12 protein-coding genes, 1 tRNA gene and 1 pseudogene are annotated in these 14,849 nt (G+C 73.7%); 8 read left to right on the top strand and 6 right to left on the bottom strand.

The genetic code is table 11. From position 1 onward, the window contains the following. The first annotated feature begins 174 nt into the window (after positions 1–174). A complete protein-coding gene (locus WMF28_RS30770) occupies positions 175–834 on the top strand; it encodes a hypothetical protein (RefSeq protein ID WP_437596930.1) in 660 nt (219 codons plus the stop codon). A gap of 17 nt (positions 835–851) precedes the next feature. Here the strand turns inward: WMF28_RS30770 and WMF28_RS30765 are convergent, their stop codons facing one another. After that, positions 852–1,373, bottom strand: a complete 522-nt coding sequence (locus WMF28_RS30765) for a YqaA family protein (RefSeq protein ID WP_437596929.1) — start codon at positions 1,371–1,373, stop codon at positions 852–854. Positions 1,374–1,441: 68 nt separating this feature from the next. Then, on the bottom strand, positions 1,442–1,945 hold the full coding sequence (locus tag WMF28_RS30760; RefSeq protein ID WP_437596928.1) for a response regulator: 504 nt from the start codon (positions 1,943–1,945) through the stop codon (positions 1,442–1,444). A 345-nt stretch (positions 1,946–2,290) separates the two neighbouring features. Here WMF28_RS30760 and WMF28_RS30755 point away from each other — a divergent pair, with 345 nt between their 5' ends. Then, on the top strand, positions 2,291–2,572 hold the full coding sequence (locus WMF28_RS30755) for a hypothetical protein (RefSeq protein WP_437596927.1): 282 nt from the start codon (positions 2,291–2,293) through the stop codon (positions 2,570–2,572). A 79-nt stretch (positions 2,573–2,651) separates the two neighbouring features. Here WMF28_RS30755 and WMF28_RS30750 read toward each other — a convergent pair whose 3' ends face one another. After that, positions 2,652–4,034 carry a hypothetical protein gene (locus tag WMF28_RS30750; protein WP_437596926.1) on the bottom strand — a complete coding sequence of 461 codons (1,383 nt, stop codon included), beginning with the start codon at positions 4,032–4,034 and terminating at the stop codon, positions 2,652–2,654. 221 nt (positions 4,035–4,255) lie between these two features. Between WMF28_RS30750 and WMF28_RS30745 the strand changes: the two are divergent. Continuing rightward, positions 4,256–4,471: pseudogene (locus WMF28_RS30745) on the top strand (Uma2 family endonuclease); the annotation flags it as partial. 165 nt (positions 4,472–4,636) lie between these two features. Here WMF28_RS30745 and WMF28_RS30740 read toward each other — a convergent pair. Both WMF28_RS30740 and WMF28_RS30735 read right to left on the bottom strand, forming a co-directional pair. Beyond that, positions 4,637–4,712 (bottom strand) — tRNA-His (locus tag WMF28_RS30740). Between the two features lie 172 nt (positions 4,713–4,884). After that, complete coding sequence (locus WMF28_RS30735) at positions 4,885–5,976, bottom strand: histone deacetylase family protein (protein WP_437596925.1); 1,092 nt, start codon at positions 5,974–5,976, stop codon at positions 4,885–4,887. 81 nt (positions 5,977–6,057) lie between these two features. On the opposite strand from WMF28_RS30735, the gene WMF28_RS30730 reads away from it, so the two are divergent. Further along, positions 6,058–7,506 (top strand): MXAN_5187 C-terminal domain-containing protein, encoded by a 1,449-nt coding sequence (locus tag WMF28_RS30730; RefSeq protein ID WP_437596924.1) that lies wholly within the window; start codon positions 6,058–6,060, stop codon positions 7,504–7,506. A 66-nt stretch (positions 7,507–7,572) separates the two neighbouring features. Here WMF28_RS30730 and WMF28_RS30725 read toward each other — a convergent pair whose 3' ends face one another. Next, complete coding sequence (locus WMF28_RS30725; protein WP_437596922.1) at positions 7,573–8,661, bottom strand: hypothetical protein; 1,089 nt, start codon at positions 8,659–8,661, stop codon at positions 7,573–7,575. Between the two features lie 126 nt (positions 8,662–8,787). Here WMF28_RS30725 and WMF28_RS30720 point away from each other — a divergent pair, with 126 nt between their 5' ends. From WMF28_RS30720 to WMF28_RS30705, 4 genes are all read left to right on the top strand, one after another. Further along, positions 8,788–9,789: a hypothetical protein gene (locus tag WMF28_RS30720; protein ID WP_437596920.1), complete on the top strand. Its 1,002-nt coding sequence runs from the start codon at positions 8,788–8,790 to the stop codon at positions 9,787–9,789. A gap of 121 nt (positions 9,790–9,910) precedes the next feature. Then, positions 9,911–12,235, top strand: coding sequence for a transglycosylase SLT domain-containing protein (locus tag WMF28_RS30715; RefSeq protein WP_437596919.1), 2,325 nt, complete (start codon positions 9,911–9,913; stop codon positions 12,233–12,235). A gap of 121 nt (positions 12,236–12,356) precedes the next feature. Further along, positions 12,357–13,673: a hypothetical protein gene (locus WMF28_RS30710; RefSeq protein WP_437596918.1), complete on the top strand. Its 1,317-nt coding sequence runs from the start codon at positions 12,357–12,359 to the stop codon at positions 13,671–13,673. Between the two features lie 140 nt (positions 13,674–13,813). Further along, positions 13,814–14,512, top strand: coding sequence for a DUF4230 domain-containing protein (locus tag WMF28_RS30705; protein ID WP_437596917.1), 699 nt, complete (start codon positions 13,814–13,816; stop codon positions 14,510–14,512). Positions 14,513–14,849 lie beyond the last annotated feature (337 nt).

The raw sequence follows: 14,849 nt of genomic DNA, 5'->3' as shown, positions 1-14,849 counted from the left end.
CGGCCGGCGCGCCGGGCGCCGTGGCGCGGCGAGCTCGCCGGCGAGCGCTGCGCCGCGGCGGCCTGTGGGATGGCGACGCACCTGCACGGGGGGAGGGAGGTGGCCAACTTTTCTTCGCGTCATGCGGCATATCTCTGCGTTCTGCGCGAACGTGCTAGAAGTCTTGAGAGCGGCATGGATCCCAAGATCTTGGAGATGCTCTTCATCGCTGTTAGCAACGGCGTCGCCCTCTTCATCGGCGCTTACCTGGCGCGCAGATCGGCAGATCTCAGCGCGGAGCGGCGGGCCGAGCACGAGGCCAGGGCGGAGCTCCAGAGACAGCGGCGGGAAGCGCTCCTGGTGCGACTGGCCCTCCAGCGGCGCGCGCTCGACGACTACGCGCGGACGATCGTCCGGTGGTCCTCGGCGCCTGCGGCCGGGGCGCCGCGCTCGAGGGAGGAGGACCTCGCGGCGGACCAGGAGTCCATCGCGATGTACGCGCACATGGCCAACGCGTTCGGGAGTCGCCAGTTCGCCGAGCAGGCCGCCGCGACGCTGCACGCGGTGCGCGCCGGCCGGGGCAATGCCCAGGTCTTCCCGTTCTCCGTGCAGATCGCCTCCGCCTGCTACCAGGAGATGATCCGGGCGATCTCCGAGCTCGAGAAGGAGATCGGCCTGCCGGCGCCGCGGTCGCCCGCGCGGCCGTTCCTCCCGGACGAGGAGCTCGCGAAGGAGGCGACTCGGCTGTTCTCCAGGAACGTCGTGGAGCGCTCCGGGATCGATCTCGGCATGGTCGATCAGATCCTGGAGCGCGTCCGGGTGAACCCGTCCGAGGAGACGGACAGCCCCAGATAGAGCTCACGCCTCCCGCGTCACTGGCTCCATCCCAGCCGGATGAGGGCGTAGAAGACCAGGAGGCGAGGCACCCGGAACAGTACCATGGTGAAGAAGTACCGCGGCGGGATCCGGTACAGCCCCGACATGTAGCAGAGCATCGAGAAGGGGATCGGCGAGAGGCTCCCGACGGCGATCGCCCAGTAGCCGTAACGGTCGAAGAGCCGGTCTATCTTGGGCCGCGTCCGCTCGAGGCGCGCCGCGAAGATGCGGAGACGCGCGAGGTGGCCGGCGAGGCGGTACCCCGTGCAGCCGGCGAGGAGCGAGGCCGCCGAGATCGTGATCATGGGCGCGACCTGCGAGCCTCCCGAGGAGATCGCCGTCAGCATGTAGAACTGCGGCGGGATCGGGAAGGAGAACGCATCGGCGAGGTAGGTGCCGACGAACATCCCGGCGAGGCCGAAGCGCTGCACGAACCCGCGGCCGAGCGCGTCGAGCTGGTCGCGCGCGAGGTGCGCCGCGAGCGCGATGAGCGCGAAGAGCGCGCCCAGGCTGAGCACCAGCTGGACCAGCGCGCGCCACAGATCTCGTCGGTCGTCGCGCTGGCGCGGCTCGCTCGTCTGCGGCGTCAGACCGCCTCCTGTCGGCGGCGCTGGAGCCGCTCGATGATCCGCCTGCTGCGGAGCGTGCTCTGAAAGATCCGCGTCGCCTTCTCGAGGGCGTCGAGGAGCCTCTGCGCGGCGCCGTGCTTGTCGACGTAGGCGAACGGCCGGTGCGCGTTGATGACCTCGAACGAGTCCTTCTCGTCCTGATACGCCGAATAGAAGATCACGGGCACTTCCGGCTGCACCTTCCGGATCTGGTCGCAGACCCAGAAGCCGTCCTGCCCCGACATCCGCACATCGATGATCACGGCGCAGGTATCCTCGGTGAACGCGGCGACCCCGTCGAGGGCCGAGGTGCACACGACGAGGTGATATCGCTCCGAGAGGAAGGCGCCGAGCGGCTGCCAGAGGCTGCTGTCCTCATCGACCACGAGCACGAGAGGGAGCCGCGTGGACTCGGGCTTCTCGTGATCCGGCCGCCGGGCTGGGTCGGCCGCGAGCAGGGTATCGGATTCCTTGGACGACATTTGGCCTGGGACGTGGAGGGCGTGTCGGGACACCCATGACACAATGTACCACGTCCTGCGCATCGAGCCAGCGCGGCCGCGCGGCGGTGCGGCGGGCGGCGGTGCGGCGGTGCGGCGGTGCGTGGAGGTTGCCGTCTGCGCGTCTGCGCGTCCGCGCGCGCGGCGCGCCGTGGGCGGCGGCCTGGGATTCGTCTATGCTGGGCGGAGGCGTGGCCTCATGGTGAGGCCAGCTGGCCTGTTGCAGAGCGCTGCGATCGTGCCGGGTCGCTCGCTCGTCTTCTCGTGCGCTGACCCGGGCAGCCGGTCGCTCGCCGGGAAGAGCCCTACAACCGAGATGAGCTGCCCATGAAGAACGCAGGACTCCGATCGATTCCCCTCGTCATCGCCGCCGCTCTCGGCCTCTCTGTCGCGGGCGCGGCCGGGTGCAAGGGAGAAGAGAGCTTGCATGCGTGCAGTGAGCTCTGCAAGCACCGCATCCTCTGCGCGGAGGAGCAAGAGGCGCCGCCGCCGAGCCAGACCGGCTGTGAGACCGCGTGCCTCGGCATGGAGGGAGCCGATCTCGTGGAACGAACCGAGGCGTGCGTGAACGAGGCGTCCTGTGATTATGTCGCGTGCGCGGACCCCTGAGCCCGGCGAGCGCCTGCGCGGGAGGCGGGGCGCGCCGCGCCTCCCGGCCGGATGTCCGGCGCGATGATGCCCGGCGCGATCACGGCTCCGCGTCGCACTCGGGCGCGTCGCGGAGCTTGCCCGAGGTGTGCGGTCCGTCGAAGCGCAGGAGCTCGAGATCGACCAGATCGAGGCTCTTGAACGTCAGGTCGAGCGGGCCGACCGACACGCCGGCCTCCGCCTCGGCGTAGGCGTGCACGCCGCCGTCGACCCGCGCGTCGTACGAGCAGTAGGGCGGCGCGGTCTCCGCGCTGACGCGCGCATACGCCTGGACTCCGATGTTCGGACCGAGGATGCCGTACAGGCGCGCTCGGAGCTCCGCGCCGGCGCTCACCTTGCCGGACGCCGTGATCGGGCCGGGCGCCTCGATCGAGGCCGTCCCCGAGGCCGAGCACGAGGGCTCCCAGATCGTGCGCCACGTCTCGTTCTTGTACTCGACCCCGGCCCTGAGCTCGGCGGTCGTCTGCGCCTCGGCCGCCACCTCGGCGGCGATGAAGGACAGCCCCACCTCGGCCTTCGCCTTCGGCACGACGTTCGTCGTGACGACGATGGGCACGGGGCCCACCCAGAACGTCAGCGTCGGCAGCGGCACGCTGGGGACGCCCCCGGCGAGCTCGAGCAGATCGACCGTGCAGCGCCCCGTGACCGTGCCGGCGCCGTGGAGCTCGGCGCTCACGTCGAGCCTGCCCGACGCCACGAAGCGGAGCCGCTTCAGCTCCGGCACCGGGTTGATGGTGCCCCGCGGGCCGACGTGGACCTCGAAGTCGAGCACCGGAGAGAGCTCGGCCGTGACGTCGAGCGCCGCCGTCCCGTGCGCGTCGACCCCGCACGAGGCCGGGAGCGAGGCCGAGGAGAGCTCGAACAGCTTCATCGAGGCGCCGGACGAGATCTTCAGGGCTTCCGCCTGGCTCGCGATCTGCTCGCCGTCCTCGACGCCGATCTCGCGAGCGCGCGCGAGGTGCTCGTCGATGGCCTGCGCGTACTCGCGCGCGTCGTAGTGGACGTGGAAATGCCCTTCGGTGATGAACTCGGTGAGATCGGCGGGCGTCGTCTCGAGCGCGACCCGCGCCCCGTCGAGCACGCGGACGCGCACGACGCGGGCGAGGTAGCCGCCGCCCTGCGTGCCGCCGAGCACGTCGCCCGCGGCGAACGGCGACAGGCTGCCGTCGTGGGTGATGACGAGCTCGTGATCCCCGAGCTCCGCGGCGACGAACCCCGGCTCCTTCTCGGGGACGCGGGCGCGCTCGGACAGCTTGAGCGGCTGGACGACATCGACAGCGCCGGGTGCCGGCAGCTCGGCAGGATCCGCGACATCGCCCGGCGGGGCGACGCACGCCGCGAGCGCGGGCGCGAAGGCCGCGAGGAAAGCGGCAGAGATGAGGCGCGCGGCCAGCGCGCGGCTCCCAGGGAGAGTGGTTTTCATGCGCGCGGACGCTACGCGGGTACTGTGGCGAACGGGTTACAGAGGCGAGACTTGCTGTCTCCGGGAGAGGGGATAATGGCTCACCGCGATGGGTGGATATCCATGAATCAAACTCTGCGGTGTGCCCGGAGAGAGGCGCCCGACGGCCGGCTCCTCGGCGCCCTCGCCAGCGCCCGCCGCCTCGCCTTGCCCCGCCGTGCGTCCCCGGGCAGGCTCCGGTCATGGGCCAGCCCGCCGAGGAGCAGCGCCGCGCCACGTACGCCGACATGGAAGCCGTCCCGCCGAACAAGGTGGCGGAGCTCATCGGCGGCCAGCTGCACGTGATGCCCCGGCCAGCGCCGCGCCATGCGAACGCGAGCGCCGCCCTCATCATGGAGATCGGCGGCCCGTTCCATCGCGGTCGCGGCGGCCCAGGCGGCTGGTGGATCCTCAACGAGCGGGCCGGGGCTGGGAGCGCGGCCCGCTCCACCGCGGCGCGGGTTCGGGTAGAGCCCTTCGACGCCGTCGAGCTCGACCTCTCGGCGCTCTGGTCGAAGTAACGAAGGGGAGCCCCGACGAGGGCGGCCTGACGGGGTTCGCCAACGATCTCGGGCTGTTCTACCTGGGGTGAGTAACGGGAATCGAACCCGCGACAACTGGAGCCACAATCCAGTGCTCTACCAACTGAGCTATACCCACCGTTCTTCGCGGCCCGTGGGCTGCGAAGGCCTGGCAGAATACTCAGCTCCGCGCAGAGTGCAATCGGGTAAACGCTCAGGGCGTCGCTCTTTCCCTCCCGCGGCCTCCGGCGGCCTCCCTCTGGCGCTCCCGCGCCCCGACATTTGCGCCCCCCCGGCCCCGGACGCCTCGCTCAGAGCGTCGCCCACCGGCGCAGCGCGACCCGGCGGGCGCGGTCGAGGTCCGCGCGGTGGCGCGTCGAGATCGGCGCGCGCTGCGCCGGCGGCCCGGCCGCGCCCGCCGGCTCGTCCGCCGTCTCGCGGCCGGATGCCGCGAGCAGCGCCGCCGTGAGCGAGCTCTCGAGGGCGGCCAGGTCGTAGCCGCCCTCCAGGAAGATCGCGAGCCGCCCCCCCGCCTTCGCCGTCGCCATCGCCGCGAGCCGGCGACCCATCGCCGCGTAGGCCGAGCGCGACAGCTTCATCGCCGCCATCGGATCGCGCTCGTGCGCGTCGAACCCGGCCGAGACCAGGATGAGCTCGGGCGCGTACTCGTCGAGCACCGGCAGGACGAGCTCGTCGAACGCCGCCTCGTAGACCGCATCCGTCGCCCCGTCGGAGAGCGGCACGTTCACCGTGTAGCCGGAGCCCTCGCCGCCGCCGAGCTCCTCGGCGGCGCCGGTGCCGGGATAGAACGGCCACTGGTGCAGCGAGCAGAACAGCACCCGCGGGTCGTCCCAGAAGATGTCCTGCGTGCCGTTGCCGTGGTGCACGTCGAAGTCGATCACCGCCACCCGCGAGAGCCCGCTGTTCAACGCGGCCCTCGCCGCCACGGCGACGTTGTTCAGGAGGCAGAAGCCCATGCCCGCGTCGCGCGTCGCGTGATGGCCGGGCGGCCGCAGCAGCGCGACCCCGAGCCGACCGGGGCCGGCGAGCACCGCCTCGACAAGCGCCACCGCGGCGCCGGCGCCGCGCCTCGCCGCGTCGACCGAGCGCGGGACGACGTACGTGTCGGGGTCGAGCGCCGCGTAGTGCCCGCTGACCCGATCCAGCGACTCCAGATACCTGGGTGCGTGGACCCGGACGAGCTCTTCCTCGGTGGCGTCGCGCGTCGCGACGCTCTCGAGCGAGAGGCCGGACGCCGCGCAGCGCTCGATCGCGCGCCGGGCGGCTTCGAGGCGCTCCGGGCGCTCGGGGTGGGCGCCGCGCGCGCGATGTTGTTCGAACAGCGCGTCGTCGACGACGTAGAGGCGCGGGGCCTCGGAGTGCGGCTGATTCAAGTGCACCATGAGCTGGGTGGAGAGTTGTAGCAGCGCCGCAGCGGATGGTAGCGTGCCCTGAGCCCCGGAAAGAAGGAGTGGAGACGCAGGATGCGCGGAAAGATCATCGCAGTCTTCGCCGTGATTGTCCTCATGGTCGGAGGGCTCTCGTACGCCCTCACGCGCGCCCCCCTCGGGGAGATCGGGCGTCCGGGCGAGGCGTCGCGCGCGCTCGCCGCCGCCATGGCGCAGCTTCAGGTGGACGGCCTCGTGCTGGAGCGGTGGCTCGCCTCCCACGCGAGCGACCCGAAGCTGCGCGAGCCGTTCAACGCCGGCACCGCCCCGGCCCGCGCCGAGGCGGCCACCAGCGCCGCCAACGCCATCCGGGAGGCGGTCGCCGCCTCGCCCGAGCTGGCCAGGACCCCGCCCTCTCTCGTGGTCCTGGTGGACACGAAGGGCGTGGTGCTCGGACGAAACGCCTCCGCGCTCATGCGCGGGGACAACCTCGGCGCCGTCTACCCGTCGCTGAAGCGCGCGATCGAGCAGGGGGTGACCGGCTCGGACGTGTGGGTGAGCCGGGCGCGCAACGAGCAGCTGCTCGCGTCCTACGCGCCGATCCGCAATGACGCCGGGCAGATCATCGGCGCCGTCGCGGTGGGCACCGCGCTGAACGACGAGCGGCTGACCAACGCGAGCGAGCGCACGAGCGGGCGGCTGCTCGTCGTCGCGATGCAGTCGGGCGACGGGCTCGACGTGGTGGCGAAGTCGCGCGACGCCCGGCCGCAGCTCGTCGCGGCGCTCACGGCGTCGCCGGCGAAGGACAGCGCCCTCCAGGCGCTGAGCTCCGGGCGGTCGGTCGACATCAGCGGGCTCTCCGGCGAGTACACCGCGGTCGGGCACGCGCTCGACGGATACGGCGACGGGCGGCGGGCGGTGCTCCTCAGCATCGCGCAGCTCCAGACGCCGGGGCTCGCCAGCTCGCTGCTCTGGCCGCTGCTCGGCGTCACCGCGCTCGGGCTCGTGCTCGTCGTGATCGCCGCCTACTTCCTGGACGCGTACATCTCGCAGCCGGTCTCCGAGATCGAGGACGGCCTGCTCGCGATCATGAACGGCCGGACCGACCTCCGGTTCGAGATCGAGCACGCCGAGCTCGGCGGGCTCGTCTTCCGGCTGAACTCGCTCCTGAACCAGCTGCTCGGCGTGCAGGAGGACGAGACCGACGCCGAGGGGCGCCCGTCGCGCGCGCCCACGTCGGCGTCGTTCCGGGACGCCCTCGAGGTCGACGAGCGGATGGTCGCGCTGTCCCCCGGCGAGATCCCGGCCGACGCCAAGGCGCTCCTCGAGGAGCCGGAGGGCGCCTACTACGCGCGCATCTTCGCCGAGTACATCGCCGCGAAGAGGTCGCTCGGCGACCCGATGGATCACATCACCCGCGACGCGTTCGTCGCCCGCCTCAAGTCGAGCGAGCTCGAGCTCGGGCAGAAGCACGGCAAGCCCATGCGCTACAAGGTCGAGGTCCGCGGCAAGGAGATCGTGCTCCTCGCCGTGCCGCTCGCCTGACGCGCGCGGCGCCAGGACCCGCGGGCCAGGGGAGAGGCGGCGCGCGCAGCGCCGCCGCCGCGCGGCTCAGTGCAGCGCGGCGTCCGGGCCTTCGTGCAGCTCGACGCGCCCCGACGAGGGCTCGCGGCGGAGGGCGATCACGTCGGAGAGCTCGCAGCCGAGCGCGATCGCGGGCGACGACGTCGTGACGATCCACTGCACGTTGGGCAGCGCCGCGCGCAGGCGCGCGGCGAGCGATCGCTGGCGGTGCACCGGCTGCTGCGCCTCGATGTCGTCGATCAGCACCACCCCCTCGGCGAGCCGCGGATCGCCGGTCGGGTGCGCGGAGGCGAGCGCGCGGAGCGCCAGCGCGCCGAACGCGATGGTGTGCCGCGCGCTCCGTCCGAGCTCGTCGAAATCGACGCGCTGGCCGTCCGCGCGCTCGAAGATCGGCTCGAGCCGGAGCGGATCGACGCCCGCGTACGTCGCCTCGTGGCCCTCGAGCAGCGCCTCGAGCACCTCCTTGAGCGCGCGCTCGAGCGCGCCGAGCCGCTCTCCTTGTGCGTCCGCGCGCGCGGGAGGCCGCGCCTCCGGCTGGCTCTTCGCGCGGTCGCGGGCGATCGCGGCCGCGATGTGGATGAACGAGAGGACCTGCTTCGTCTCGCGGGCGAGATCGGTGCGCGTCGCGTCGTCGAAGCTCGCGGCCGCGCGCACATCGTAGCGGAGGATGCTGCGCTCGGGCGTCGTCAGCAGGATCGAGGTGCGGGAGAACCAGCGCGCGCCCGAGAGCGCCACGAGGACGAAGCCCCCCTCCGCCGCGCGCCGCTCGAACAGCGCCTGCTCCCTCCGCCGCAGGAGCGCCGCGTCCTCGGGCTCGTCGAGCCGCGCGTTCGGGCTCGCGACGCGCAGCGGGTGCGCGCGCGCCGGGTCGTCGGTGCCGAGCATCCAGTCGGTGACCACGAGCGGGGGCGAGCCGTCGTCTCCGCGCGATCTCAGCTGTGCGACCGCGTACCCGGGCCGCGTCGACGCGATTGCCGAGAGGATCGAGGTCTTGCCCACGCCGTCTCCGCCGAAGAGGACCACGAGGCGGCGGGGTGCGCCGGCGGCGTCTTCGAAGGAGAGCGAGAGGTCATCGAACGGGCCGACATGGGCGAGGCGGACGCGGGAGAGCAGCACCGCCCGCGAAGTTATCACCGCCCCGCGCGCGGGGTGGCGACGGCAGCGCCCGCCAGCGCCACCTCGCGCAGGGGGGGGCGACCCCGCGCATCCGGTGGCGCGCGGCGGCGCGGCGGCCTAGAGTCGTTGTCCGGGGTCGTCACCGTGCTGCGCAAGCTGCCTCCGCCGGATTTCCGCTACGTGGGGCTCCATCCGGGGCCCGGCTCGACCGGCGTGCTCGCCGCGGCGGGGACCGCGGGGCTCGCGGGGGCCTCCGCGGCGCTGTGGAGCGCCGGGAGCCAGGCGCTCGCGCTGGGGCTCATGGCGATGGGGGGCGCGCTCGGCGCGCTCGCGCTGGCCCGCGCCGAGCAGCGCCTCCGGGTCCAGCGCGGCGCGCGCGAGGTGGCGATGGCCGTCGTGCCCTGGGGGATCCTCGTCGACCCGGACACCGCGCCGCGGGTGCTGCGGTGGCCCGCCGTGGAGCGGGTGAGCGTCGATGTCTCGCACACGATGCGCGGCGGGACGCCGGCCGTCGTGTCGAGCCTCGTGACGGTGCACACCGCGCGCGACGTGCTGGCCGGCCGCGCCGCGGGCGCGGTGGACCTCGATCGGCTCCTCGCCAACCTCGAGGGCTATGCGCAGGAGGCGGCGCGGCCCGTCGCCGGCGACATCGACGGGCTGACGGTGCTCGGCGACGGCGTGACCGAGCCGATCGCCGCGGCGCTGCTGCAGGCGGCGGACGGCGTCTGCGCGACGAGCCGCGGCGCCGCGCAGCTCGTGCTCCCGGGGGGCGGCTACCGCACGGCGGCGGCGCGCGCGGCGGCGCCCGAGACGATCGCGGTGCTGCGCTCGGCGCTGTCGTGGAGCTACGACTGCCCCGCCGATCCGCGGCCGCTGGCGGCGATCCTCGCGGGCGTGCTCGGGGCCGCGGAGCTCGTGCCCGAGCTCCTGCGGCTCGCGAGCTCGCCGCACCCGGTGGTCGCCGCGTTCGGCAAGGCCGCGGCGCTCCGCCTCGGCGCGCCGCCGAACCGCGCCGGCTCGCTCGACGAGGTCGAGGCTTTTCTGTTCGAGGAGGACGTCGAGATCGGAAAGCGGTGGATCGCGTCGGGCCCGACACTTTGTTTGCGACCTCGGGCCGAAGCTTGCTAGCTAGAGGGGTCGGCAGCGCGAGCGCTGCGGTTCGAGCGGCCTGCGCGCGGAGGCCGTCGTCCCGCGGGGCCCGGTCCTCGTGGCGCGCTGCCGGTGGGGCGTCCACCGCGCCGGGTCGGCTATGAAACGGGCTCCGTCGCCATCGAAGCCGTCGTCGCGGGAGGCGCGCCGCCGGCTGGCCGCCGTGTGTCTCCTCGGCGCCTCGCTCGTCGCGTGCGCCGAGCACCACGCGTCCGGGCCGCCGCCCTCGCAGAGCACCGCGCGCGCCGCGCCCTCCGCCGCGCCGCCTGCCGCGGCCGCCGTCGCGCCGCTCGCGCCGCTCATGGCCGACGGCGCGTGGGTCGAGGCGGTGCGGCTCGAGCGCTGGGCCGAGGCGGCGGAGCGGCTCGACGCCCTGCCGATGGAGCAGCGGGCGCTGCCCGCGATGAAGTACGCGCGGGCGCGCGTCGCGCTCGAGCACGGGGATCACGGCAAGGCCGTGGAGCTGCTCCACGGCCTGGAGCAGGAGCTGCCGCTGCTCGCCCGCGAGGTGGCGCGCCACCGCGCCGAGGCGGCGTTCGAGGCGGGGCCGTTCCTCGCGGCGGCGGCGTACTTCGAGGCCTCGAGCGGCGCGCCCGGCCTCGCGCGCGCGGCGATCGCCTACATGAAGGGCGGCGATCTCCAGCAGGCCCGCGCGCTCGCCGATCGGGCCGTGACGGCGGCGCAGCGCGCGCGGAGGTCGCGCGACGAGGCGGCGGCGCGGCTCTCGCGGGCGCGCGTCCAGCTCGGCGTGCGCGAGGCCGCCGAGCGGCCTCAGGACAAGGGAGGCGCGAAGGCGGCGGCGGCGGCGGCGGCGCTCGCGCTCGCCGACCTCCGGTGGATCGTGAAGAACGCGCGGTCGTCGCCCGACGGGCGCGAGGCCGCGGCGCTCCTCGCCGCGATGCCGGGGCAGCTCTCGCAGGAGGACCGGCTCCAGAAGGTCGACGCCATGGTCGCCGGGGGCAGCGCGGCCGAGGCGATCGCCGAGCTCGACAAGCTCTCGGGCGTGCCGGCGTCGGAGCTCCGCCACCGCAGGGCCACGGCGCTGTACCAGGCGCGCGACTACGCGGGCGCGGCCGAGGCGTTCCTCAAGGTCGCGGCCTCGCCGTCGGCGCGCCAGGCGGAGCAACTGCACCTCGCGGCGCGCTCGCTCTCGCGGCTCCACCGCGAGGCCGAGGCGATCGAGCGGCACCTCGCGGTCGCGCGCAGGTTCCGGAAGACCCGCTGGGGCGAGCTCTCGAGCCTGCTGTCCGCGCGCCTCCTCATGCAGGTCGGCCGCTACGCGGAGGCGGTCGCGCAGTACGGCCGGTTCATCGCCGCCTACCCGCGGAGCGAGCGTCGCGACGACGCCCTCTACGAGCGCGCGCTCGCGACGCTCTCGACGAGCGGCGCCGCGCGGGCGCGCAAGCCGCTGGAGCAGCTCGCCCGCGGCGCGCGCGCGGCCGACGCGGCGAGGCTGCGCGAGCTCGCGGGGCTCGCGGCGCTGCGCGGCGGCGATCGCGCCGGCGCGGTGCGGCTCTGGACGCAGGTGATGAAGGAGCAGCCGCTCTCGTGGGGCGCGCTGCTCGCGCGGTCGCGCCTCGCGGCCGTGGGCGCGCCGATGCCGCCGCTGCTCGTCCCGGCGTCGCTCCCGGACGCGCTGCCTGTGGAGGTGAAGCTGCCGCCGGCCGCGTCGCTGCTCGCGTCGATGGGGCTCGACCGCGACGCGGAGAGCTACCTCGCCGAGAACGAGCGCGAGGTGACGGCGGCCTATGCGGGGCAGGAGAGCGAGGCGCTCTGCAGGATGTACGGCATGCTCTCGCCCGCGAAGCGGCGCTACCGGGTGGGCACGCAGGCGGTCTCCGCCGCGGCGCTCCAGCGCGCGCCTTCGGGGGCCGATCGCTGGACGTGGGAGTGCGTCTATCCGGAGCCGTACGTCGGCGAGGTGCGCGCGCTCGAGGCGCAGCACGGGCTGCCGAAGGGCCTCGTCCACGCGCTGATGCGCCAGGAGAGCGCGTTCGATCCCGTCGTGGTGAGCCCCGCGAGCGCGGTCGGGCTGATGCAGCTCATGCCGGCGACGGCGCGGAAGGCGGCGGGCGAGCTCTCGCTCGGCTTCGAGCTCGGGCAGCTCAAGAGCGCGCCGATCAACCTGCGCCTTGGCGGCTTCTACATCGGCAAGCTGCTCCGGACGTTCGAGGGCAGCCTGCCGCTCGCGACGGCGGGGTACAACGCCGGCCCGAAGGCCGTGTCGCACTGGCTCGAGGGGGGCATCGACCGGGACACCGACGTGTGGGTGGCGCGGATCCCATATGATGAGACACGCGCCTACGTGGGCCGTGTCCTCTCGAACCTGGCGCGGTATCAGTGGCTGGACGGCGGGGATGCGGCCGTGGGGATGCTCCCGCTCACGCTCCCCGCGGACGCGCGCGCTCCGGCGGACGCGTACTGAGGACGGCCGTCGCCGCGACGGCGCAAGGGTTCTCCCTACGTTAGAATTGTGCTGTACGCTTGAACTTGCGGGCGGGTGAGCTCACCGTGATGGGGTGGCAGGAACCGCTGGAAGTGACGGCGTGTTCAAGCGTTGCGGGGTGCTCATCCAGCCCTACGCGGAGGCGCGCTTCGTCGGCCGGCTGCTCATGTCGGCGCTCGCCTGGCTGCTTGTCGTCTTCTCGATCGCCTCGCTCGTCGAGCCCATCGCCGGCCCGCTGGCGACGGTGCTCCTGACGCCGTTCGTGCTGCTTGGCTTGCTGCTCGCGCTGCTCTGCCTCGCGTGCATGCTGTACACGCCGATCGCCTGGCTCTGGGCGGCGGTGGGCTCGTCCGGCGCGTCGGTCGTCCGGGTGAGCAACGCGCTGTGGATCGAGCGTCCTGGTGATCGGAGGTCGTTCTCGCTCCTCTCGCTCACGCGCGCGGGGCTCTCGAGCTCCGGTGGCGAGGTCACCTTGAGGACCGACGACGGCGATGTCATCCGCGTGCGCGTCGACGACCCGGTCGACGCGGAGCGGCTGCTCGGCGCGATCGCTGCCGGGCGGGCGCGGGGCACGTGGAGCGCTCGGCTTTATGACGACGTGTCTCCGCTGCTCCGGCGCCGTCTGTTCGTCGGGGTCGCGTCGCTCGTGTCCCTGATCTGCTGGGCGGTGCTCGATTTCGACCTGGCGCTCTCGCTCGGCGTCGTCACGGGCGGCTCGGCGTGGGCGCTCGCGGCGCTGCTCAGGGAGGGCTCTGCGCGCCGCGTGCTCGTGGCGGGCAGCGACGGGCTCTCGCTCCGGGACGAGGCCGGCGAGCGCTTTGTCTCGTTCGGTTGCATCGAGCGGGTCGACGAGACCGCGCTCGGGGTCGAGCTCTTGCTCACGGGGGGCGAGGAGCTCCCGCTCACCCTCGTGTCGCCGCAGCTGCTGCGCGATCCCAGCGAGACGGGGCTCAGCATGGTGCTCGCCGAGCGGCGCCGCGAGCACCTGCTCGCGTTGCTGCGCGAGCGGAGCGGGTGCGGCGCGCGCGAGGTGGGGCGCGCCGGCGCGCTCCTCGAGCGCCGCGGCCTGCCTGCGCCGGCCTGGCGGGCGGCGCTGCGCCGCCTCGTGAGCGAGGCCGGCGCCGATTACCGCACGGCGACGCTCACGCGGGAGCAGGCGTTCGCGGTGCTCGAGGACGGCGGCGCGCCGGCCGAGCTCCGCATCGGCGCCGCGCTCGCGCTCTCGTCGTCGCGCGACGTCCAGACGGCGGAGCGGCTGCGGATCGCGGCCGAGGGCTGCGCGAACCGCGACGTGCGGCTCGCCATCGAGCAGGCGGCCGAGGGGGACATCGACGACGGGATGCTCGAGCAGGCCCTCTCGTCCTCGGCCGCGCGGCCGGCGATGTCCGCGCCGCGGTGCGTGACGCCGGCGGCGTGAGGCCGGCAGGTCGATTCTTCTCGCCTTCCGGCCTTCCTGTTCCCAGAACTCTCTCCCGAGGACGCGCGGCTCCGCGGGTCTGTGTCCAGCCGAGCTGCCGCGGGCGCCAGCGCGCCTGTGGCCCTCCGAGGTAGCCCCCGATGGAAGGCCCGCTTCAGGATCCTTACGCTTCGGTCGCCGTTCACGCGCCGCGCCCCCGCGCGCAGGCCGGCCGCGCCGCGCGGATCGCGCTGCTCGTCGTCGCGTCGCTCGCGTCGATCGGGTTCGGCGCGCTCGTCGTGGCGCCGCGCCTCCGCGCGCCCGCGCCGGAGAGCGCCGTGGTCGTGCGGCCGTCTCCTGCGATCCTCGTCGCGATCCGCGACCTGTCGCGGCTCGAGACCACGGAGGTGCACGTCGAGAAGGTCGTGGATCTGGCCGACCGCCAGAGCCGCCTGTTCGGCCTTGTGCAGGCCAGCGACGCCCTCCTGCTCGTCGCGGTGGGGCACGTCACGATCGGCGTCGATCTCGCGCGGCTCGGCGAGGACGACATCGCGATGGATCCGGAGACCGGGGTCGCGCGGCTGACGCTGCCGGCGCCGGAGGTCTTCTCGACGCGGCTCGACGAGGACGGGACGTACGTCTACACGCGGTCGACGAGCTTGCTCGCGCGGCGCAACGAGCAGCTCGAGTCGCGGGCCCGGAAGGAGGCGACGGCGGCGATCGAGAAGGCCGCGCTCGAGGGGGACGTGATGGTGCGCGCGAGGGCGCAGGCCGCGCGGCAGCTCACGGCGCTCGCGACCCAGCTCGGGGCGAAGCGGGTGGACATCCGCTGGCGCGAGGTGGGCGTCGGGGGGGACTGACGGCTCCCCCGGGAGGCCGGACGTCTCGGGAGGCGGGGGCGGGGCGACGGTTGGTTACTGGGGGACGACGGTCGGGGCGCACGTCGATACGCCGGCGCCGGATGTTCTTGATGGATTCCGGGAGGATGGAGACGCCGAAGCCCGCCGCGACAAGGCGCAGGAGGTCGAGGTACAGCGCCTCCTGCACGACACGCGGGCACGTCCACCGGGAGATGGGTGCGACCCATCTTTTCTTGGAGGCACGTCCACCGGGAGACGGGTGCGACCCATCTTTTCTTGGAGGCACGTCCACCGGGAGATGGGTGCGACCCATCTTTTCTTGGAGGCACGTCCACCG

Source organism: Sorangium sp. So ce590, assembly GCF_051521365.1.
GTDB lineage: Bacteria > Myxococcota_A > Polyangia > Polyangiales > Polyangiaceae > Sorangium.
This window is presented reverse-complemented; position numbering and strand designations above follow the sequence as displayed.